General features: G+C 72.7%; 27 protein-coding genes. 2 read left to right on the top strand and 25 right to left on the bottom strand.

Features of this window, described 5'->3' with window-relative positions; genetic code table 11:
- Both flgL and ABD716_RS03965 read left to right on the top strand, forming a co-directional pair.
- Entirely contained in the window at positions 1–882 is an 882-nt protein-coding gene (gene flgL, locus ABD716_RS03960; RefSeq protein WP_344774028.1) for a flagellar hook-associated protein FlgL, read from the top strand.
- Positions 879–1,250 (top strand): flagellar assembly protein FliW, encoded by a 372-nt coding sequence (locus ABD716_RS03965; protein ID WP_344774030.1) that lies wholly within the window; start codon positions 879–881, stop codon positions 1,248–1,250. Before flgL ends, ABD716_RS03965 begins: the two co-directional genes overlap by 4 nt.
- A gap of 472 nt (positions 1,251–1,722) precedes the next feature.
- Here ABD716_RS03965 and csrA read toward each other — a convergent pair whose 3' ends face one another.
- The 25 genes from csrA to fliS all read right to left on the bottom strand — a co-directional run bounded on the left by csrA (position 1,723) and on the right by fliS (position 20,752).
- Positions 1,723–1,974, bottom strand: coding sequence for a carbon storage regulator CsrA (csrA, locus tag ABD716_RS03970; protein WP_344774032.1), 252 nt, complete (start codon positions 1,972–1,974; stop codon positions 1,723–1,725).
- 4 nt (positions 1,975–1,978) lie between these two features.
- Positions 1,979–3,982 carry a flagellar biosynthesis protein FlhA gene (locus ABD716_RS03975; protein ID WP_344774304.1) on the bottom strand — a complete coding sequence of 668 codons (2,004 nt, stop codon included), beginning with the start codon at positions 3,980–3,982 and terminating at the stop codon, positions 1,979–1,981.
- 50 nt (positions 3,983–4,032) lie between these two features.
- Positions 4,033–5,154: an EscU/YscU/HrcU family type III secretion system export apparatus switch protein gene (locus ABD716_RS03980; RefSeq protein ID WP_344774034.1), complete on the bottom strand. Its 1,122-nt coding sequence runs from the start codon at positions 5,152–5,154 to the stop codon at positions 4,033–4,035.
- A 3-nt stretch (positions 5,155–5,157) separates the two neighbouring features.
- Positions 5,158–5,928 carry a flagellar biosynthetic protein FliR gene (locus ABD716_RS03985; protein WP_344774036.1) on the bottom strand — a complete coding sequence of 257 codons (771 nt, stop codon included), beginning with the start codon at positions 5,926–5,928 and terminating at the stop codon, positions 5,158–5,160.
- Between the two features lies 1 nt (position 5,929).
- Entirely contained in the window at positions 5,930–6,202 is a 273-nt protein-coding gene (fliQ, locus tag ABD716_RS03990; protein ID WP_344774306.1) for a flagellar biosynthesis protein FliQ, read from the bottom strand.
- A 14-nt stretch (positions 6,203–6,216) separates the two neighbouring features.
- On the bottom strand, positions 6,217–6,972 hold the full coding sequence (gene fliP, locus ABD716_RS03995; RefSeq protein ID WP_344774038.1) for a flagellar type III secretion system pore protein FliP: 756 nt from the start codon (positions 6,970–6,972) through the stop codon (positions 6,217–6,219).
- A complete protein-coding gene (locus ABD716_RS04000; protein ID WP_344774308.1) occupies positions 6,891–7,334 on the bottom strand; it encodes a FliO/MopB family protein in 444 nt (147 codons plus the stop codon). Before ABD716_RS04000 ends, fliP begins: the two co-directional genes overlap by 82 nt.
- The gene (fliN, locus tag ABD716_RS04005) at positions 7,334–8,050 is read right to left on the bottom strand and encodes a flagellar motor switch protein FliN (protein ID WP_344774040.1); all 717 of its coding nucleotides are present in this window, start codon (positions 8,048–8,050) and stop codon (positions 7,334–7,336) included. The genes ABD716_RS04000 and fliN overlap by 1 nt, the downstream gene beginning before the upstream one ends.
- Positions 8,047–8,946 (bottom strand): flagellar motor switch protein FliM, encoded by a 900-nt coding sequence (locus ABD716_RS04010; RefSeq protein ID WP_344774042.1) that lies wholly within the window; start codon positions 8,944–8,946, stop codon positions 8,047–8,049. Before ABD716_RS04010 ends, fliN begins: the two co-directional genes overlap by 4 nt.
- Positions 8,946–9,779 carry an OmpA/MotB family protein gene (locus ABD716_RS04015; protein ID WP_344774044.1) on the bottom strand — a complete coding sequence of 278 codons (834 nt, stop codon included), beginning with the start codon at positions 9,777–9,779 and terminating at the stop codon, positions 8,946–8,948. Before ABD716_RS04015 ends, ABD716_RS04010 begins: the two co-directional genes overlap by 1 nt.
- A gap of 1 nt (position 9,780) precedes the next feature.
- Positions 9,781–10,602: a motility protein A gene (locus ABD716_RS04020; RefSeq protein ID WP_344774046.1), complete on the bottom strand. Its 822-nt coding sequence runs from the start codon at positions 10,600–10,602 to the stop codon at positions 9,781–9,783.
- Between the two features lie 10 nt (positions 10,603–10,612).
- Entirely contained in the window at positions 10,613–10,822 is a 210-nt protein-coding gene (locus tag ABD716_RS04025; RefSeq protein ID WP_344774048.1) for a flagellar FlbD family protein, read from the bottom strand.
- A gap of 7 nt (positions 10,823–10,829) precedes the next feature.
- Complete coding sequence (locus ABD716_RS04030) at positions 10,830–12,002, bottom strand: flagellar hook protein FlgE (protein WP_344774050.1); 1,173 nt, start codon at positions 12,000–12,002, stop codon at positions 10,830–10,832.
- A gap of 19 nt (positions 12,003–12,021) precedes the next feature.
- Positions 12,022–12,462 (bottom strand): flagellar hook capping FlgD N-terminal domain-containing protein, encoded by a 441-nt coding sequence (locus ABD716_RS04035; RefSeq protein WP_344774052.1) that lies wholly within the window; start codon positions 12,460–12,462, stop codon positions 12,022–12,024.
- A 25-nt stretch (positions 12,463–12,487) separates the two neighbouring features.
- Positions 12,488–13,744: an NlpC/P60 family protein gene (locus tag ABD716_RS04040; protein WP_344774054.1), complete on the bottom strand. Its 1,257-nt coding sequence runs from the start codon at positions 13,742–13,744 to the stop codon at positions 12,488–12,490.
- The gene (locus tag ABD716_RS04045) at positions 13,741–14,160 is read right to left on the bottom strand and encodes a flagellar FliJ family protein (protein WP_344774056.1); all 420 of its coding nucleotides are present in this window, start codon (positions 14,158–14,160) and stop codon (positions 13,741–13,743) included. Before ABD716_RS04045 ends, ABD716_RS04040 begins: the two co-directional genes overlap by 4 nt.
- Positions 14,157–15,491 carry a FliI/YscN family ATPase gene (locus ABD716_RS04050; protein ID WP_344774058.1) on the bottom strand — a complete coding sequence of 445 codons (1,335 nt, stop codon included), beginning with the start codon at positions 15,489–15,491 and terminating at the stop codon, positions 14,157–14,159. Before ABD716_RS04050 ends, ABD716_RS04045 begins: the two co-directional genes overlap by 4 nt.
- Positions 15,492–15,493: 2 nt before the next feature.
- Positions 15,494–16,144, bottom strand: coding sequence for a FliH/SctL family protein (locus ABD716_RS04055; protein WP_344774060.1), 651 nt, complete (start codon positions 16,142–16,144; stop codon positions 15,494–15,496).
- Entirely contained in the window at positions 16,134–17,147 is a 1,014-nt protein-coding gene (fliG, locus tag ABD716_RS04060) for a flagellar motor switch protein FliG (RefSeq protein ID WP_344774062.1), read from the bottom strand. Before fliG ends, ABD716_RS04055 begins: the two co-directional genes overlap by 11 nt.
- Complete coding sequence (fliF, locus tag ABD716_RS04065; protein ID WP_344774064.1) at positions 17,147–18,781, bottom strand: flagellar basal-body MS-ring/collar protein FliF; 1,635 nt, start codon at positions 18,779–18,781, stop codon at positions 17,147–17,149. The genes fliG and fliF overlap by 1 nt, the downstream gene beginning before the upstream one ends.
- A 4-nt stretch (positions 18,782–18,785) precedes the next feature.
- Positions 18,786–19,127 carry a flagellar hook-basal body complex protein FliE gene (fliE, locus tag ABD716_RS04070; protein WP_344774066.1) on the bottom strand — a complete coding sequence of 114 codons (342 nt, stop codon included), beginning with the start codon at positions 19,125–19,127 and terminating at the stop codon, positions 18,786–18,788.
- Positions 19,127–19,516, bottom strand: a complete 390-nt coding sequence (locus ABD716_RS04075) for a flagellar basal body rod protein FlgC (RefSeq protein WP_344774068.1) — start codon at positions 19,514–19,516, stop codon at positions 19,127–19,129. Before ABD716_RS04075 ends, fliE begins: the two co-directional genes overlap by 1 nt.
- Positions 19,517–19,535: 19 nt before the next feature.
- Positions 19,536–19,877, bottom strand: coding sequence for a flagellar basal body rod protein FlgB (flgB, locus tag ABD716_RS04080; RefSeq protein WP_344774070.1), 342 nt, complete (start codon positions 19,875–19,877; stop codon positions 19,536–19,538).
- Between the two features lie 166 nt (positions 19,878–20,043).
- Positions 20,044–20,331, bottom strand: coding sequence for a hypothetical protein (locus ABD716_RS04085; RefSeq protein WP_344774072.1), 288 nt, complete (start codon positions 20,329–20,331; stop codon positions 20,044–20,046).
- The gene (fliS, locus tag ABD716_RS04090; protein WP_344774074.1) at positions 20,321–20,752 is read right to left on the bottom strand and encodes a flagellar export chaperone FliS; all 432 of its coding nucleotides are present in this window, start codon (positions 20,750–20,752) and stop codon (positions 20,321–20,323) included. The genes ABD716_RS04085 and fliS overlap by 11 nt, the downstream gene beginning before the upstream one ends.
- Positions 20,753–20,756: the final 4 nt, after the last annotated feature.

The raw sequence follows: 20,756 nt of genomic DNA on the forward strand, positions 1-20,756 counted from the left end.
ATGACCATGCGCATCACCGACCAGATGGTCTACGGCAGCCAGGCCCGGAACCTGCAGAGCTCGCTGGCGGCGCTCGCCGCGGCTCAGCAGCGCGCGACGACCGGCCTCAAGCTGCAGCGGCCCTCCGACGACCCGGCGGGGGCCGTGACCTCGCTGCAGCTGCGGGGCGAGCAGGCTCAGAACGACCAGTACGTGCGCAACATCACCGACGGCACCGCGTGGACCTCTGCCGCGGACGCCGCGCTGAGCCAGACCTCGACGCTGATCAGGCAGGCGCGCGACGCCGTCGTGCAGGCCGGCAACGGATCCCTCAACCAGAGCGCCCTCGACGCCCTCGCCGACAAGCTCTCCGGCATTCGCGACGGGCTGCTCGCGCAGGCGAACACGACCGTCGGCGGCCGCTCGGTGTTCGCCGGCACCTCGGACGCGGGGGCGGCGTTCGACGCGTCCTACACGTTCAGCGGCATCGCCGGCTCGAGCGTCACCCGGCGCATCGGCGACGGGCAGAGCGTGCGCGTCGACGTCGACGGCTCGGCGGTCTACGGGCAGGGCGCGACCTCGCTGTTCGCGCAGCTCGACGGCGTGATCTCAGACCTGCGCGCCGGCAACCCGGTCGGCTACGCCATCGGGCAGCTGGATGCCGCGCAGCAGGCGGTCGGCTCGGCGCAGGCCGCCGTGGGCTCGGCCGAGAACCAGCTGGCGGCGGCGAAGGCCGCGCAGGCGACGGCCGCGGTGCAGCTCACCCAGCGGCGCAGCGACGTCGAGAACGTCGACACCGCCCAGGCCGCCATCGACCTCACGAATCGGGACAACGTGTACCAAGCCGCCCTGCTCGTCGTCACCAACACGATGCAGACGAACCTCACGGACTTCCTGCGATGAGCGCCACCCTCGAGCTGATCGCGCCGCTCGCCGGCATCCCCGGCACGTCGTATGTCATCGACGAGGTGGATGCCGGGCTGTTCACGCTCCGCTCGGCGAGCGAGCCGCTGCGCCTGTTCGTTGTCGAGGGCGCGTCGCTTCCGACGTATCAGCCCGAGCTCGACGACGCGCAGATCGAGGCGCTCGGTCTGCGCGAGCCGTCCGACGCCGAGCTCTACGTCGTCGTGAACCCCGCCGACGGGGCGCCGACGCTCAACCTGCTCGCGCCGATCGTCGTGAACCGACATTCGCGCCGCGGTGCCCAGCTCGTGCTCGACGCGGCGCGGTGGCCCCTGCGCGCCTCCCTCGACGAGCTGCTGGCGGGCTGAGCGGCTGATCGTGCCTGCCACGGCTGAGCGAGTGATCGCGCCTGCCGCCTGCGTGACTGATCGCGCCTCCCGCGAGGCTGAACGGTGGCTGCACTCGCGAGCTGCGGGTTGCGCAGCCTGTGTCCGGATGTGGTTCGTGTGCCGCGTGTGCCGCGAGTCCCGTGAATCCTGCGGTGCCGAATGCGCCATGCAGATCAGTGAGTGAGGCACAGCATGTCCCCTCGCGCGCACTTGCACGAGGGAACCATTCTTCGTTCCGATAGAACCATTGGTGCCGCCCGGGAACCCTTGGTGCCAGTGGGGAACCGTTGGTGCCGGGGGAGAACCTTCGGGGCATGGGCGCAAGGAATGGTTCTCTCGTGCAAGTGCGCGCGAGGGCATGTCGGAGCGACGCCGCGAGGTGGCGTGTGCTGACGGGGGCCGCACGAAGGGTAGCGCGGGGGCCACAGGGCGGCGTGCCCTGGGGCGGGCGTCAGTCGCGGGGGCGGCGCAGCAGCGCGAGGACCGAGGCCTGATCGGCCTCTGGGGCGCCCTCTGCCGCTGCGGCTGCGGCGGCCGCCGTCTCGCGCGCGATCTGCTCGAGGACCTCTGAGCGCTGCACCTTCACCTCGCGCGGGGCGTCGACGCCGACGCGCACCGTGTCGCCCTTGATGTCGACGATCGTCACCGTGATGCCCTCGCCGATGACGATCGACTCGCCGACCTTCCGCGTGAGCACCAGCATGGGTTCAGCCTATCGAGGCGGGCTGCGGTGCGAGCCGCACGACCCCGACGGTCTCGATGGTGGTGCTCTCGCCGGCCGTCGCCTCGCTGTACGACAGCACGGGCAGCTCTGCCGCGGCCGTCGCGGAGACCAGGCGGCGCACCGCGGGCCGCAGCTGCGGCGCGCACACGAGAACGGGGGAGAACCCGTTCGCCGCGGCCTGCTCGACCTCGCGGGCGAGGGCGGTCGTGAACCGCTCGTGCACCACGGGGTCGAGCATGATCTGCGAGCCGAGCGGCGAGGGGCGCAGCGCCTCGAGCAGAGACTGCTCTGTGCCCGGCTCGATCATCAGCACCCGCAGCCGCCCGCCGTCGACGTAGCGCGCCGCGATCGCCGCGCCGAGGCCCTCGCGGGCGGCCTCGATGAGCGCCTCCGGCTCGGTCGTCGAGCGCGCCTTGAGCGCGAGCGACTCGTAGATGCGGGTCAGGTCGTTGATGGCGACCTGCTCGGCGAGCAGTCCCTGCAGCACGCGCTGGACCTCGGCGAGCGACAGCGGCGACGGGATCAGCTCGTCGACCGCGGACGGCGAGGCGGCGCGCACGGCATCCGTCAGCACCCGCACGTCCTCGCGCGTGAGCAGCCGGGCCGCGTTGGCCGTGATCACCGACGACAGGTGCGTCACGACGACCGACACGCGATCGACGACCGTGGCGCCGGCGAGCTCGGCGGCGTGCCGCTGCTCGGCGGGGATCCACTTGCCGGGCAGCCCGAACACCGGCTCGACGGTGGCCGCGCCCGGCAGCAGCTCGAGCCGGTCGCCGAGCGCGAGCAGGCGCCCGGACGGCGCCTGCCCCCGCCCCGCCTCGACCCCCGCGACCCGGATCGCGTAGCTGCCAGGGGGCAGATCGACCGCGTCGCGCGTGCGCACGGGCGGCACGATGAAGCCGAGCTCGAGGGCGATCTTGCGGCGCAGGGACTTGACCCGGCCGAGCAGGTCGTTGGCGCCGCCGCCGACCAGGTCGATGAGGTCGGGCGAGAGCAGCACCTCGAGCGCGTGCACGCGCATCTGGTCGAGCAGGTCCTCCGGTGCGTCGCCGCCGGGGCGCGGCACCGACTGCGCCGCCTCGGCGGCCCGCGCAGAGGCATCCGTCTTGCGCTTCATCCGCCACCCGGCGAACGCGAGCCCCGCGCCCACGATCATGAACGCCGGCCACGGCATTCCGGGCACGAAGCCGAGCAGCACGGCGGCGGCGCCCGCGATGAACAGGGCGATCTGCGACTGGGTGAGCTGTGCGGCAGCGGACGCGCCGAGCTGGTCGTCGGACCCGCCGCGGGTGACGATCATGCCGGTCGCGACCGCCATCAGCAGCGCCGGGATCTGCGAGACGAGCCCGTCGCCGATCGTGAGCAGCGTGTACTTCTGCACCGCGGTCGCGATGTCGAGCCCGTTCTGCAGCACGCCCACGGCGAGCCCGCCGAGGATGTTCACGCAGATGATGACGATTCCGGCGATCGCGTCGCCCTTGACGAACTTCGACGCGCCGTCCATCGCGCCGTAGAAGTCGGCCTCGCTCGCGACCTCTGCCCGTCGCTCGCGCGCCCGGGAGTCGGAGATGAGGCCGGCGGCGAGGTCCGCATCGATCGCCATCTGCTTGCCGGGCATCGCGTCGAGGGTGAACCGCGCGCCGACCTCGGCGACCCGCTCGGCGCCCTTCGTGACGACGACGAACTGGATCACGATGAGGATGACGAACACCACGGCGCCGATCACGACCGAGCCCCCGACCGCCACATGCCCGAAGCTCTGGATGACGTCGCCGGCGAAGCCGTCCATGAGCACGAGTCGGGTCGAGGCGACGTTGAGGCCGAGGCGCAGCAGGGTCGCGACGAGCAGCAGCGAGGGGAACACCGAGAAGTCGAGCGGCCGGCGCACGAACATCGTCGTCAGCAGGATGAGCAGCGCGAACAGCAGGTTGATCGCGATCAGCACGTCGAGCAGCCAGCTCGGAATCGGCAGCACGAGCAGCATGACGATCGCGACGACGCCGACCGGCACGGCGAAGTGGGAGAAGTTGCGGTTCACGAGGCGGCTCCTGATTCAGGCGCGGATGCGCGGGTGGCGGAGGAGGCATGGGGGTTGTCGCGCACGCCGGAGGCGGCGCCGCGGGCCTTCAGCATGGCGACGAACGCGAGCACCTGGGCGATCTGCGTGTAGAACTCGGGCGGGATCTCGCGCCCGACGGCCACCTGGGCGTGCAGTGCGCGGGTGAGCGGCACGTCGCGCACGAGCGGCACACGATGCCGCGCGGCGGTCTGGCGGATGCGGGCGGCGAGCTCGCCCTTCCCCTTCGCGACCACGCGCGGTGCGGACGACCCGGGCTCGTAGAGGAGCGCGACGGCGTAGCTCGTCGGGTTCACCAGCACGACGGACGCGGACTCGACGGCCTGCACCATGCTGCCGCGGGTCGCGGCGAGGTGGCGGGCGCGGCGCTGCTGGCGGACGAGCGGGTCGCCCTCGGTGTTCTTCATCTCGTCGCGCACCTCGCGCTTGGTCATCATCGTCTGCTTGCGGTTGCGGCGCATGACGACGAGCACATCGAACGCGGCGATCGCGAGGCCCGCGGCGATCGCGGCGACGAGCAGCCAGGTGATGGATTTCTCGGCAACGGCCACCAGTGCGGGGACCGGCCTCGCCCCCGAGGCGAGCAGCTCGGGCTCGAGCGCGCGCACGACGAGCCAGAGGGCGAGGCCGACCGCGCCGGCCTTCAGCACCGACTTGGCGCCCTGCCACAGCGCCTGGCCGCCGAACAGCCGGGTGACGCCCTTGGCCAGGTCGAGGTTCTCGGCCTTGAGCGTGAGTGCGCGGAAGCGGAACCCGCCCTGGATCAGCGACGACGCGATGACCGCGAGCACCGCGACGCCGAGCAGCACGCCGAGGGTGGGCAGGACGCTGCCGAGCCCCGCGCCGAGCGCGGCGAGTGCGCGGGCCGGGTCGGGGTCGGCGATCACGCCGGTGACGGTGAGCAGCTGCGCGACGGATGCCTGCGCGGCGTGGCCCACCACGAGGGGCAGGGTGAGCGCCGTGGCGCCGAGCCCGATCCACGACGGCAGGTCGTGCGAGCGCGAGAGCCGGCCCTTCCGCCGCACCTCCTTGAGGTGCCGCTCGGTGGCCTTCTCTGTCCGCTCCTGTGCGTCCGACATCCGTCACCCCCGCCCCATCAGCACGTTCACCGCGCCGCCCGTGAGCGACTGCACCGCCGCGGGCAGGGCGATGAACACGCCGCCGCCGAGGGCGAGCGTGAGCAGGATCTTGACCGGGTAGCTGAGCGAGAACGCGTTGAGCGCCGGCGCCACCTTGGTGAGCAGGCCGAGGCCGAGGTCGGCGAGGAACAGCACGATGATGAGCGGCCCCGCGATCTGGGCGACGGCGGCGAACATCGCGGTCATGTGCTGCGCGACGAGCTGCGCGGTGATGCCGGCGGGGAGGCCGTGCCCGATCGGCAGCGCGCGGAAGGTGCCCGCGAGCCCGCCGAGGATCAGCTGGTAGGCGCCGGAGGAGAACAGCAGGGCGAGGGCGCCCATCTGGAACAGCCGGGTGAACTGCGCGCCGTTGATCGCGAGCTGCGGGTCGTATGCGGCCGCGAGCTGGAAGCCGCTGGTCAGGTCGATCAGGCTGCCCGCGCCCTGCACCGCCGCGAACACGAGGTAGACGAGGAAGCCGAAGGCGGCTCCGACGAGCGCCTCGAGGAACAGATCGATCAGGAACTGCGTGTCGCTCAGCGCCGGAGTGGCGGTCACGAGCTGCGGCGAGACGGCGAGCCCGAGGCCGAGCGACAGGGCGGCCTTGACCATGCCGGGGAACGCCCGGTCGGAGAACGGCGGGGCGATCACGATGAAGGCGGCCATGCGCACCGAGGCGAGCACGGTCGTCTCGAGCCAGTGCAGGTCGATGAGGATGTCGAGGGCGGGGGCCATCTCAGCCGCCCAGCAGCTTCGGCAGCTCGTCGAAGAGCTGCTGGGTGAACTGCACGAGGGTCTGGATCATCCAGTTGCCGCAGACGACCAGCACGATCGCGATGCCGAGCAGCTTGGGCACGAACGAGAGCGTGACCTCTTGGATCTGCGTCATCGACTGCAGCAGCGCGATCGCGAAGCCGACCGCGAGCGCCGTGATGAGGATCGGCGCCGACAGCTTCGCCGCGACCAGCAGCGTCTTCACGCCGAGGTCGAGCACCATCGCCGAGTCCATTCCGCCGCCGCCCATCACGTCACCCCCGAGTAGCTCTTGACGAGCGCGGTGATCACGAGGCCCCAGCCGTCGACCAGGATGAACAGCAGGATCTTGAACGGCAGCGAGACGAGCACGGGCGGCAGCATCATCATGCCGAGCGACTGCAGGGCCGCCGCCACGACGAGGTCGATGACCAGGAACGGGATGAAGATCACGAACCCGATCACGAACGCGCTGCGCAGCTCGCTGATGAGGAACGAGGGGATCAGGGTCGCCGTCGGCACCGCCTGCGCGTTGGCCGGGTTGGCGCGCCCGGCGACGCGCGTCATGAGCGCGATGTCGTCCTGGCGCGTGAACTTCAGCATCCACGTGCGCAGCGGCCCGAGCCCGGCGTCGACGGCGTGGGTGAAGTCGAGGTGGCCGTCGAGATAGGGCTGCACCGCGACGTGGTTGATGTCGGTGAGCACGGGCCACATGATGAACAGGGTCAGGAACAGCGACAGCCCCGCGATCACCTGGTTCGGCGGCAGCGTGTTGAGGCCGAGGGCGTTGCGGGTCATCGCGAGCACGACGAACACCTTCGTGAACGACGTCATCATCAACAGCAGCGCAGGCGCGACCGACAGCAGGGTGATGCCGATCAGGGTGACGACCGCGGTGGTCGGCTGCCCGTCGATGCCGTTGATGTCGATGTTCATGGCGCGGGTCAGCGCCCCGCGACTCTGCGGCCGCGCCGCGTGGGCGCGGTGCCGGGCGTGGCACGGGAGGCGGCGCCGGGGGCCGCCCACTGCGTGCGCGACAGCAGGGACTCGAAGGAGGGCAGGTGCACGACGGGCGCGAGCGGGGCGGGGGATGCCGCGGGCCGAGCCGCCTGCACAGGGTCGACCGCCTCGAGCGCCGGCGCGTCGGCGTCGTGCAGCACCGAGACGCCGTGCTCGGTGACGCCGAGCACCATGCGGCGGCCCTCTGCCTCGACCACGACGACCTGCGCCTTGCCGCCGACGCCCGCCTTGCCGAGCACGCGCACCTGCGCGGCGCGGCGGGTCGCGCCCGCGCCGCCGCGGCGCATGCGGCGCGCGAGGAACCACAGCAGGCCGAAGACGACGGCCAGCGAGACCAGCACGCGCAGGATCTGAAGGGCGCCGTCCATCACAGCGCCCTGCTTGCGGCCTCGACGATGCTCGTCACGCGCACCGCGTAGTCCTGGTCGACGACGACGACCTCCCCGCGGGCGATCAGGCGGCCGTTCAGCAGGATGTCGGCGGGAGCGCCCGCTGACCGGTCGAGCTCGATGATCGAGCCGGCCTCGAGGTCGAGCACGTCGCGCACGAGCAGCCGCGTGCGGCCGATCTGCACGGTGAGGTCCATCTCGACGCCGGCGAGGCGGCCGAGCCGCTCGAGCACGTCGCCGCCGCCCGCCCCCGCGCGACCCGAGGTCTGCAGCACGCCGAAGGCGCCGGCGGGCGTCGCGCCGTCGTCGAGGCGCACGACGGCGGCGTCGGGCGCGGCGAACAGCTCGCGCCCGTCGTCGACTCCGAGGCCCGTCAGGACGCCCGCGCCGAACGGCGCCATGGCCTGCTCGAGGGCCCCGCGCACGTAGTCGACGGTGACGGCGGCGCCCTCGCCGGCGGTGGGCAGCAGCTCGGGCGCGAGTGCGAGGGCGACGCGGTAGGAGCCCTGGCCGACGAAGGTCCCGACGACGGCGTGCTCCGCGCTCCACTCGTCGACGGGTGCGGTGGCGCCCTCGAGCGGCGAGGGCGTCAGCCGGGCGACGGTGGGCAGCTGCTGAACGAGCAGCGCGGCAGCCGCCCGCACCTGCTCAGAGAGCACGGCCTGGTCGGCGGCGGTGGCGAAGGTGTCGGTCATCGTGCGTTCTCCTCGGTGTCGATGACGACGCAGGCGCGACGGCTGCCGGAGGCGCCTGCGCTCGCGCGGGCGATCGGCACGCCGTCGACGACGACGTCCAAGGGTCTGTGGCTCGGGTGCGGCAGGCGGATCACGTCGCCCACCGCGAGGGAGATGACGCGGCCGGCGGTCACCGGCAGCGGGGCGAGCTGGACGGCCAGCTGAACGGGCACGGCGGGAAGCTGCGCGCGGAGACCCGTGTCGTCGGTGCTCTGCTCGGCGGGCGGCGCCACGAGCCCGGGCAGGATCGCGTCGGCGGGCAGCGCCACCGTCGCGGTGTCGCAGCGCTCGCCGACCGTGACGCGGAAGGTCGCGACGATCATGAGGTCGGCCGGCGCCGCGGCCTGCGCGAACTGCGAGTTGTGCTGGATGCTGTCGAACGCGACCTTCCCCGGCAGCTGCGCGCCGAACGAGTAGCGCAGGTCGTCGACGGTGTCCTCGAGCAGCCGGCGCACGATCGCCTGCTCGACGGGGGTGTAGCCCCGCTCGGGCAGCGGCGCCGGGGCGCCGTCGCCCGACTGCTCTGCGCCGCCCAGCATCCGGCTGATCCACGCGAGGCCGGCGGGCGCGGGGAACTGCAGCACGCCCCGAGCCTCCGACGCGGACGCCTCGAGGCCGATGAGCAGCATGACGGTCGTGGGCGGCAGGATGCGTGTGTAGTCGTCGTAGGTGTTGATCGCGACCGACTCGAAGGAAACCTGGGCCCGCACGCGGGTCTTCGACGTCAGCTGGGTGCCCCACTGGCGGCCGAAGGTCTCGAAGGCGAGCTCGAGCGCCCGCGACTGCTCGCGGGCGAGGGTGGTCGGCCGCCGGAAGTCGTAGTGGACGTGGGGGGTCTCGGGGGAGAGGACGGCCATCAGCCCACCTGGCCCGTTCCGCCCGCGCTCGCCTGCGCGTGCTTCTGCGCGGCGACGAGTCCGGGGATGAGGGCGCGCACGTCGTCGGGCTGCGCGCTCACGACGACGATGTCGACGCGGCGGTTCTGCGCCAGGGCGGCGGCGCTCGTTCCCGTGGCGGTCGGCCGCTCGTCGCCGTAGCCCGTCGCGCCGACCCGGGTGCCGGCGACGTGGCCGTGCTCGACGAGGTCGCGCAGCACGGCGACCGCGCGCCCTGTCGAGAGCTCCCAGTTCGTCGCGAACGGCGGCTGGGGCGGTCGCGCGTCGGCGTGCCCCTCGATCGCGAGCTGGTTGCCCACCGTGTTGAGGGGGCCGGAGATCGCGGCGAGGACGCGCTGCGCGACCGGCGTGAGCTGCGTGGAGTTCGTCGCGAAGAAGGTATTCGCGCCGACGAGGTGCACCGTCAGCCCCCGCTCGTCGATGTCGTAGCCGACCGTGTTCTGCAGGCCCTGCGCCGCGAGGGCCGCATTCATCTGCCGCTCGAGCTTCTCGAGCTCGGCGAGCTCGAGGGCGGCCTTCTGCGAGGCATCCGTCATCTCGCCGTCCTTGCCCACATAGTCGGGCGGCACCACGACGCCCTTGGCCGTGTCGACCTTCTGCGTCTTCACGACGCCGAAGCCGGTGGCGAGCGAGTGCTTGAGCTCCTGGAACTTGTTGGCATCGACCGTCGACATGGCGAACAGCACGATGAACATGCACATCAGCACGGTCACCATGTCCATGTACGACGCCATCCACCGCTCGTCGACGTGGTGCTCCGACGAGGTGGTGCTGCGCTTCCGGCGGGCGGCCATCTCAGGCGGCGTCCTGGAGGTCGAGGTCGTCGCTCGCCTGCTTCTCGTCGGCCTGCTTGCCGCGCGGCTCGCGCTGCGGCCTCTGCGGTGTCATGGCGCGCAGCCGCTCGGCGAGCAGGTGCGGCCCGGCCCCGGCCTGGATCGCGAGCACGGCCTCGAGCACGAGCTGCATGCGCTGGGACTCGAGGTCGGTGAGCCGGTCGATGCGGTCGCCGATCGGCAGCCAGATGAAGTTCGCCGAGACGAGGCCCCACAGGGTGGCGATGAAGGCGCTCGCGATGAGCGGGCCCAGCTTGTCGGGGCTCGACAGGTTCGAGAGCACGTGGGTGAGCGAGACGACGGTGCCGATGATGCCGATGGTGGGGGCGTAGCCTCCCGCGGTCTTGAACCACTTCGCGGAGGACTTACCGGCTCGCTCGTGCAGCGCGATCTGATCCTCGAGCACCGTGCGCAGCTCCTCCTCGTCGGCGCCGTCCGCCACGTTCTGCAGGGCGACGCGCAGGAAGGGGTCGGATGCCTCGGCAGCATCCGACTCGAGCGAGAGCAGCCCGTCGCGTCGCGCCTTCTCGGCGATGCCGACGAGCGCCTCGATCGACTGCTCGGGCTTCACCGTCTTGCCGCGCACGGCGGACGGGATGGTGCGGAAGGCCCGCAGCGCGTCGGCGACGGTGCTGCTGCCGAACGACACCGCGATCGTCGCGCCGAGCACCATGATCATGGGCGCGGGCAGCAGGATCGCGGTGACGTTCTGGCCTTCCAGGGTCAGCATCGCGATGAGGGCGCCGAAGGCGCCGACGATGCCGAGGATCAGTGCGATGTCCATGAGCGGGTGCTCACTCCTTCTCAGCCGCGGCGGCCGCGCGCGCGAGAACCGCGGCGCGGGCGTCGTGGATGCGGTCGATGACCTCGCTCATGGGCTCGCGCACAAGGTGGCTCGAGCCGTCGACGAGGTAGACGGTCGTGTCCGGGTTCTCCGAGATGCGCTCGATCAGGTCGGGATTGAGCGCGAGCTTCTCGCGATTCAGGCGGGTGACGACGATCACGGTCGGCCTACTGGCGCTTCAGATCGACGAGCTCCTGCAGCACGGAGTCGCTCGTCGTGATGATGCGCGCGTTCGCCTGGAAGCCGCGCTGGGCGACGATCAGGTTCGTGAACTCCTGGCTGAGGTCGACGTTGGATGCCTCGAGGTAGCCGCCGCTCAGCGAGCCGAGCCCGGGGTCGCCGGCGCTGCCGAGGGTCATCGCGCCCGAGTTCGGCGACTGCGTGTACAGCGAGCCACCTGCCTTCTCGAGACCGCCGGGGTTCGTGAAGTTCGCGATGGCGATGCGGGCGATGGCCTGCATGACGCCGTTGCTGTAGGAGCCGGTGATGGTCCCGTCGGCGCCGATCGAGTACCCCGTGAGCGTGCCGGCGCCGTGGCCGTTCTGGCTGTCGAGCGCGAGCGTCGAGAGGTCGCTGTAGCCGGTCAGCTTCGAGAGGTCGAGCGTGACGCCGCCCGTCGTGAGCGTCGCGCCGCTCTGCAGCACGCCGTTCGCGAAGGTGAGGGTGCCGAGGGCGTTGGCGCCGTTCGCGACGGCCCAGTTGCCGGCGCCGTCGCTCGTGAACGTGAGGCTCACGGTCGACTTCTTCCCGCCCGCGTCGTAGACGTCGAGGTCGCGGCTGACGACCGTGCCCGCCGCGGCGTTCGACGGCAGGTTGCCCGAGAACACCGCCTTGGTCGTCGTGGCCGCCGGTGCGACCGACGTGGTCGGCAGCACGATGCTGCCGATGGGGCCGCCCGTGTTGATGTTGCCCGCTGCGTCGGCCGTCCAGCCCTGCACCAGGCCGCCGCCCGAGAGCGAGACGAGCTGACCGGCCGAGTCGAAGTCGAAGTCGCCCGCGCGGGTGTAGGCGTTCGTGCCCCCGACCTTCACGACGAAGAATCCGTCGCCGTTGATCATCTGGTCGGTGGGCTTGCCGGTCGACTCCGCCGAGCCCTCCGTGAAGTTGGTCGAGATGCCGGCGACCTTCACGCCGAGGCCGATCTGGGCCGGGTTCGTGCCGCCCGCGCCGCCGTTCGGCGCGGTCGCGCCGCTGAACAGCTGCGAGAGGGTGTCCTCGAATTCGACGGCGGAGGACTTGAAGCCGACCGTGTTGACGTTGGCGATGTTGTTGCCGGTGACGTCGAGCATGGTCTGGTGGGCCTGCAGGCCCGAGATTCCGGAGTAGAGCGAACGGAGCACGGTTCTGTCCTTTCGGTTGTTACGCGGTGGGCGCGGCGACGCCGGTGAGGTCGTCGAGGGCGATCTGGTCGGTGCCGACCGTGAGGGTGGGCACCTGGCCCGAGAAGCTCACGGAGCTGACGGTCCCCGAGACGGCGTCACCGTCGGAGTTCGTGTACGAGACCTGCTTGCCGATCAGCTCGGAGGCCGCGGCCCGCATCTGCAGCGCGAAGCCCTCGGTCTGCGTCGACGAGAGCGTCGTGAGCTGCTCCATCATGGCGAGCTGCGTGGTCTGGGAGAGCATCTGGTCGGTGTCCATGGGGCTCGACGGGTCCTGGTTCTGCAGCTGGGTGACGAGCAGCTGCAGGAACATGGAGCTGTCCATGGTCTGGCTGGGGGTGCTCGTCGCCGGCGGCGAGTAGATGCTGGTGGCCGCGGCGGACTGCGCGGCGCCGCTCGTGGCGGAGACGGGATCGGTCATGGTGGTCGTGCTGCCTTTCTGCGGCCTAGGCGAGAACGTCGAGGAGGGAGTCGGGGGAGAGGAGCGCGCTCGCCGCGACGGTCACGGCGGGTGCCGCCGCCGCGGAGGCCGAACGCAGGGACCGGTTCTCGTCGAGCAGCTCGAAGAGGGCCTGCTGCGCGCCGGTCTGCGCCTGGCCGTCGCCGGCCGACGAGCCCGTCGCCGCCTGGCCGAGTGAGACGCTCGCGGTGATGCCGCCCGCGGCGAGGTCGCGCCGCAGCTCGCCGAGCACCCCCGTGAGGGCGTCGCGACCTGCGTCGTTCGGCGCAGAGAGCTCGATGCGCAGGCCGTGCTCGGTGAGGTGCGCGTCGACCGTGACGGGGCCGAGCTGCTCGGGAACGACGCGGACGACGACCGTGTGGCTGCCGTCGGGCTGCGTCACGAGCTGCGTGATCGGGCCGGCGAGCTGCGCCGAGAAGTCGGCGGGCACGGGCGCCGGCGCCGCGGTCGTGACGGACGCGGCCGTGGCTGCGAGCGACGCAGAGGCATCCGTGCCGCCCGGCATGCCCGGCAGCAGGGCGGCCGTGAGCGACGCGAGCTGCGACACGGCGACCGAGCTCGATGCGGTGGCGGATGCCTGAGCGGCGCCCTGCCCGTCGGAGTGCTGCACCACGACGGGCACGATCAGCGCGGCGAGCTGGGCGCTCGCGTCGGCCGTGGCGGGGGTCGCCGCAACGGAGTCCGCGGCCGGGGCCGCCGTGGCGACGCGGCGGATCGTGCCGATCTGGTCGGCCGAGAGCCACTCCTTGCGCTTGACGACGCTCTCGCCGGGCTTGGGCGCCTCGATGATCATGCCGTCGCCGGCGTAGATCTGGATGTGCCCGTTGCCCTTCTCGACGATCAGGTCGCCGGGCTGCGCATCGGCGAGCGACGCGACGGGGGCGCCGATCTTCGCCTGGTCGGGCACGACGCGCGGGGCCGAGATGCCGAGGTCGCCGAGCACCGTCTGCACGAGGCCCGAGCAGTCCATGCCGCTGGTCGACTCGCCGCCGAAGACGTACGGCACACCGAGGTACTTCTCGGCGTCCTGCACGATCTGCTGGCCGGTCACCTGACCGTGCGCCCCGGCGGCCCCCTGCCCCGTCGTGGTCGCCGCGGACCCGGCATCTGCCACCTCTCCGAGTAGCGCCGCGAACGCGCCGGCGCCCGCGCTCTGCGTGCTTCCCTGTGCGTGCTGGGTGCGCAGCCCCGCCAGCTCGGTCTGGAGCTGGGCGACGCGCGCGACGGCGTCGACGACGGTCATAGCGCTCGGTCCTTCCGGTTCTGGGCGATCTCATCGAGCACGGCCTGCTCGCGGGCGAGCTCGGCCTCGCGCTCCTCGGCCTGCGCGCGCTCGTGCAGCTTCTCGACGGCGCGCAGGCGCACGCTGGCGCTGGTGTACGCGGCGGATGCCTCGGCGAGCGCTGCACGAGACGCAGCCTCGTCGCGGCCCAGCTCGTCGAGCATGTTGGCGGCGGCGAGGCGCGCCGCGGCGATCGCGCGCAGCTGGTGCACATCGGCGGCGGCCGGGGCGAGACGCTCGAGCGCCGCGCGGGTGCGGGCCGTGACGGCCTCTCTGTCGCGCTGGCGCCTGCTTGCCGAGGCGAGCTCTGCCGCGGCCAGGTCGTGCTCGGTGCGGCGGAGGGTGAGCAGGGTCGCGAGGCGTGCGCGGGGGCTCATGCGCTCTCCTTTCCGGTGGCGGGTGCGGGCAGCGGGGTGCCCTCGAGCGCGGCGACGAGCTCGTGCAGCTGCCGCCACGACGCGTCGGCGGCCACGGTCTCGGCCAGCGGCTGGCCGAGGAATGCGGCGATGGCGGTCTCGTTCGCGAGCGCGCGATCGACGAGCTCGTTCGCGCCCGGGCGGTACGCCCCCACGTCGACGAGGTCGCGGGCCTGCTCGCGCGCGCTGAGCACGGCCCTCAGGGATGCCGCCGCGGCGCCGTCGCGCGTGTCGGTGACCTTCCCCGCGAGGCGGCTGATCGACGCGAGCGGGTCGACGGCCGGGTAGCGGCCCGCGATCGCGAGCTCGCGCCGCAGCACCACGTGGCCGTCGAGCAGCGAGCGCGCGGAATCCGCGATGGGCTCGTTGTGGTCGTCGCCGTCGACGAGCACCGTGTAGATGCCCGTGATCGTGCCCGCGTCGTCGGCGCCCGCGCGCTCGAGCAGCTCGGCGAGCACCGCGAAGGTCGACGGCGGGTAGCCGCGGGTCGCGGGCGGCTCGCCGGCCGACAGGCCGATCTCGCGCTGCGCCATGGCGACGCGGGTCAGCGAGTCCATCATGAGCACGACGTGGCGCCCGGCCTCGCGCTCCGCCTCGGCGATGCGGGTCGCGAGGAACGCCGCGCGGCGGCGCATCAGCGCCGGCTCGTCGGCCGTCGCGACGACGACGATCGAGCGGGCGAGCCCGGCCGCGCCGAGGTCGTCCTCGAGGAACTCGCGCACCTCGCGGCCGCGCTCGCCGACGAGGGCGATGACCGTGACGTCGGCGTCGGTGCCGTGGGCGACCATCGACAGCAGGCTCGACTTGCCGACGCCCGACCCGGCGAAGAGTCCCATGCGCTGACCGCGGGCCAGCGTCGTCAGCGTGTCGAGCACGCGCACGCCGGTCTGCAGGGGCTCGGTGACGCGGGCGCGCAGCAGGGCAGCGGGGCTCGGGTGCCCGAGGGGCACGCGGGCGGATGCCGCGAGCGGGCCCTTCCCGTCCACGGGGCGGCCGAGCCCGTCGAGCACGCGACCGCGCAGCCCCGGCCCCACGGGCACGGCGCTCGGCCGCAGCGCACGCGTCGCGGTCGCCCCGGCGCGGACCCCGGCGAGGCGGGCGAGCGGCATGAGCGCGAGACGCCCCTCATCGAGCGCGACGACCTCGGCGGGCACCGGGCCGAGCGGCCCGCCGACCTCGACGACATCGCCGACCGCAGCGCGCAGGCCGACGACGTCGAGGCCGAGGCCGCGCACGGCGGCCACCCGCCCGACCTGCTCGGGTGCGGCCGCGGCGAGAAGCTGCTCGGGCATGATCACCGCGCACCGCCCCCTGCGGCGAGCCCCTCGTCGGCCAGCGCCCGGCGCACGCGCGCGAGCGCCGTCGTGATGCGGGCGTCGAGGAAGCCGTCTGGCAGCTCGGCGATCGCGTCGCCGCGTGCGAGCGAGGCGTCGCCGACGACGTCGACGGACCGCCCGGTGAGCATGAGGGCGACATCGGATGCCTCCGCCGGGTGCACCCGCACGCGAGTCACGGCGCGCTCCTCGTCGTGCGCGATCACGCGCGCGGCGATGGCCCGCGCCGACAGCTCGTCGTCGTCCAGCTCGCGCCCGAGGAGCGCCTCGGCGAGCTCGACGGCGGCACCGAGCAGAGCCCCCCGCGCCGCGTCGAGCGTCGGCTCGAGCCGCGCGTCGAGCGCCGCGAGAACCTGCTCGAGCCGGGCCTCGCGGGCGGCTTCGGCCGCGGCGGCCGCCTCGCGGTGCCGGCGGGTGACGGCTTCGAGCGCGGTGCGCCGCTCCTCCAGCATCCGCTCGGCCCTGCGCGCTCCCGCGGCGTAGCCCGCCGCGTACCCGCGCAGCTCGGCGTCGCGGCGCGCCGCGGCGGCCGCGCCGGTACCCGCGCCGCCGATCAGGTCGGCGAAGGCGACGGAGGCGAACGACTGGTCCTCGACGTGCTCAGTCGACATAGACGTCCTCCTCGGCGGCGCGGCGCAGCGTGATGCCGCCGGATGCCTCGAGCTCGCGGATCGCGCGCACGACGGTCGCGCGGGCCTCGTCGACCTGCGAGGCCCGCACCGGGGCGAGCAGCCGGACCTCTTCGTCGAGCAGCGAGCGGTTGTGCTCGGAGAGGTTGTTGCGCACGGTCTGCGTGACGGCCTCGCTCGCGCCCTTGAGCGCGACGGCGAGAACGGCGGGGTCGGTGCCGCGCAGCACCTGCTGCACGTCGCGAGGGTCGAAGCGGACCAGGTCGGAGAAGGTGAGCATGCGCGAGCGCACCTCTTCGGCGAGCTCGGGGTCGCGCTCGTCGAGCGCGGCGAGCATGGCCCGCTCGGTTTTCGCGTCGGAGCGGTTGATGATCTCGACGAGCGGCTGCACGCCGCCGATCGCGTCACCGGGGGCGCGCGGCGCGACGACGGCGGCCGAGCGGGCCTTGAGCGAGGCCGCGACGATCGCCACCGCCTCGGGCAGCGCCGGCGACATCGTGGCGATGCGCCGCGCGATCTCGACGCGGGCCTCGTCGTCGAACAGAGCCAGCACCCGCGCGGCGGGCGCCGGCGCGAGGTGCGCGAGCACGAGCGCGACGGTCTGCGGCAGCTCGCCGTCGAGCAGGGTGACGATCTGCGTCGGCTCGACGTCGTCGAGGAACTCGAACGCCTTGCCCGCGACCTGTGAGGTCACCCGCCCCATGAGCCCCGCGGCGCCGTCGTCGCCGAAGGCGGCCGTGAGCATGCCGGTCGCGACATCGCGGCCGCCGCGCACCGCGAGCGGCCCGCTGGCCGAGATCCGGCGGAACTCCTCGAAGGTGCGCGCGACGGTGTCCGCATCGACGCGGCGCAGCCGCACGATCTCAGCCGCGATGTCCTCGGCCTCGGGCTGGGTCAGCTGCTTCAGCACCGACGCGGCGGCATGCTCTGGCAGGTTCATCAGCACGACGGCGGCCTTCTGCGTTCCGGAGAGAGGGGCGGGCATCAGAGCTGCGCCTCCTGATCCATCAGCGCGCGCAGCACGGCGGCGGTGTGTGCCGGGTCGCTGCCGGCGAGCGCCGTGACCTCGCGCTTGCGCGCCTCGAGCGTCGCGGCGCTCTCGGCGGCGGGGAGCGGCAGCGTCTCGGGCAGCGTGCCGGCCACGGGCCCGGGAAGCGGCTCGGGCTGCGGTGCAGGGGCGGGCGCCGCGCCGAAGCCGGGCAGCAGCTCGGCCATCTCGTCGGAATCGAGGACCTCGTCGACGAGTACGCCCTCGCGGCGGCCGCCGCGGCGGCGCGTCACGAGCAGTGCGACGATCGCCGCGATCAGCACGGCGACGATGCCGCCGATGAGCCCGAGGTTCATGAGCAGCTTCTGCTTCGCCTCGGCCTGCTGCTGCGCGGCGCTGTCGTCGAGCGCGTTCTGCGCCGCCGCGGCGGCGGAGGTGCTGAACGGCACCGCCTGCACCGTGACGATGTCCCCGCGCTTGGCGTCGTAGCCCGCCGCCGACTCGACGAGCTGCGTGAGCCCGTTCAGGTCGACGCCCTTCGCGGCCTTCTGGCTCACGGCGACCGAGACGGTCTGGCGGGTGACGGCGCCGGGCGGCGTCGTGGTCTTCGTCGTGGTCTGGTTGAGCGCGTTGGTCTTGGTGGTGCCGCTGTTCGTATAGGAGCCGTCGCCTGCGGCATCCGTCGGCCCCGCGATGTTGTCGGGGCCCAGCACGCCGGTCGACCCGGCCGCGCCCGAGCCGCTGTACTGCTCGCTCTGCGCGCTCTCGGTCGCGGCGGGGGAACCGGTCGGCACCGAGAACTCGGTCGAGGTCTGCTGCGCCGTGCTCGAGTTCACGTCGGTCGAGACGGCGACCGTCGAGTTGCCGGGCCCGACGATCGTGTCGAGCATGGCCTGCAGCGACTGCTGGGTCTTCGCCTCGTAGGCGGTCTGGCTCTTGCCCGCGGCGTCGGTCGTCGTGCCGCCGATCGCCGAGAGCACCTTGCCCTGGGCGTCGACCACGCTGACATCCGCCGGCTTCATGTCGGGAATCGAGGCGCTCGTGAGGTGCACGATCGCATCCACCTGGTCGTCGCTGAGGTCCTGCTTGCCGGTCGTCGCGACGAACACGGATGCCGTGGGGTCGCTCTTCTCGTCCGTGAAGACGGTCTGCTCGGGGATCGCGAGCTTGACCGAGGCCGTCTTCACGCCGTCCATCGCCTCGATGGTCGACGCGAGCTCGTCCTCCATCGCCTGCTTGTAGGTGACGTCCTGCTGGAACTGGCTCGTCGTCACCCCCATGTTGTCGAGCAGGGCGTAGCCGCTCGTCGTGTTCGAGGGCAGGTTGTTCGACGCGGCCTTGAGGCGCTCTGCGTACACCTTGTCCTGCGGCACGAGCACGCTCGAGCCGCCGTCCTCCAGCTGGTAGGGCACGCCGTCGCTCGTCAGCTGGTCGACGAGCGCCGAGGCGTCCGAGGCCTGCAGCCCCGTGAACAGCGGGGCGTACGACGGCTTGCTGAGCCAGCTGGCGAGGGCGATGCCGCCGAGCACGACAGCTGCGATGCCGATGATCGCGACGGTGCGCTGCGCGGCGCTGAAGCCGCGCACGTAGTCGCCGAGGCGGCGGAAGAAGGCGGCGAGGGGAGCGGGCATCGTGTCAGGCCTGCATGTTCATGATCTGGTTGAACGCGTCGACCGCCTTGTTGCGCACCGTGCTCGCAAGCTCCATGGTCACCTGCGCGCGGGTGGCGGCGATCGTCGCGTCGGCGATGTCGTCGAGGTTGCCGGTCACGGCCTGCACGGCGAGCGTGTTCGCCGTCTCCTGCGTGCCCTGCACGGCGTCGACCGCGCTCGTGAGCGCGGTCGCGAAGCTGCCGCCGGTCGTGGGGGCGGCGAATGCCGCGCCGGCGGCGCCCTGCCCGGACTGCGCCGCCTGCAGCGCCGCGAGCGCGGAGGACGGCACGCCCGACAGGCCGGAGATCGCGTCGATGCCGCTCATCAGCTGGCCCCGATCTTGAGGGCGGCCTCGTAGGCGTCCTGCGCGCGGTCGACGACCGCCGCGTTCGCCTGGTAGCCGCGCTGGGCCATGATGAGCGCGCCCATCTGCGAGCCGAGGTCGATGTCGGGCATCCGCACATAGCCCTCGGCGTCGGCGACGGGGTTCTCGGGGTCGTAGGTGACCCGGCCCTCCGCCGAGCCGTAGGCCGCCCCCGTGACGTACACGCCCGAGGTGCCGGCGCCGGCCTGCACGGCGACGTAGCGCGCCTGGAATGCACTGCCGCTCATGGGCTCTGCGGTGTTGATGTTGGCGATGTTGTCGGAGATGGCGTCGAGCCATTTGCGGTGCACCGTCAGCCCGGTGCCGGCGATGCCGATCGCGTCAGCCATGTTCGTCCCGTCCTCCGGCTCAGGCCGTCTTGAGGGCGGCGGTCAGCGACTGGAACTGCTGGTTCATGGCCTGGGTCGCGAACTGGTAGCGCAGCCCGGTCTCGATGTTGTTCAGCGTCTCCTCGTCGAGGTTGACGTTGTTGCCGTTGGTCTGCGTCGGCTCGAGCGACGGCAGCACGTCGGGGGTGACGGCGCCGCTGCCCTGCGCCACCGACTGGGCGAGGGCGTCTTCGAAGGTGACGCGCTTGGCTTGGTAGTTCGGCGTGTTGATGTTCGCGATGTTGTCGGCGATCACGCGCTGGCGCGTGGAGAGGCCGGTGAGCGCGCTCGTGAGCGCGGCCTGGGTCACGGATTCGATCATGCTGAGCCCCAACAGGATGACTGGTCGATGTCCGGCCGATCCGTGGCCGCTCGTCGGGAGCGAATCCGTGCTCTCCGCCTGTGCCTATCGGGGCTGGGCGCGTGCCCGGTTAGCGGATTGCCCCGTTGTGGGGGTCCGTGTGCTCTGACGGGGTCCGCCGGCGGGGTCAGCCGACGGCGTCGAGGTAGACCGGCGCGCGCTCCGCGGTCGCGCTGGCCGACGCGCGGCGCCCGCGCGCGAGTGCGCGCAGGATCTGCTCGCGACGAGCGGCGGCGGATGCCGCGAGCTCCGCCTGCGCCGCGCGCAGCGCGAGCGCGCGGGTCACGAGCGCGGCGGGCAGCGGCGGCATGTCGGCCGGCGGCTGCCATGGTTCGAGGGGCTCACCGGCCCGGGCGCGGCGCACCTCGGACTCGAGCCGGCCGAGCAGCTCGCACCAGGCGTCCTCAGGCGACACCGAGGCCGCCCTGCTGCTCGAGCCGCTGCTGCGCCGAGAGCTGGCCGACCTCTTCGGCCGCCGTGCGCCACGCCGACGCGAGCGGGGCGATCAGGCGGGCCGCCTCGCGCGTGCGCTCGATGTCGTGGCTGACGTTCGCGGCCACGAGCGCGTTGCGCACGTAGGTGTAGATCGCGAAGAGCTTCTCGGCGTCGTCCCACACGTCGAGGCGCAGCGAGAGCTGCAGCTCGGTGATGATGTCCTGCGCGTGGCGCAGCGGCTGCGAGGCATCCGCCCACCGCTCCTCGGCCTGCGCGAGCTCGGCGCGCTGCAGGTCGAGCTCGAGCCGGTCGTAGAGCATGACGACGAGCTGCGCGGGCGTGGCCGAGAGGATCGCGTCGCGGGCATACGCGGTGCGCGCCTGGAATGCGGTGGTGGTCATTTCT

The organism is Gryllotalpicola kribbensis, assembly GCF_039538245.1.
Lineage (GTDB): Bacteria > Actinomycetota > Actinomycetes > Actinomycetales > Microbacteriaceae > Gryllotalpicola > Gryllotalpicola kribbensis.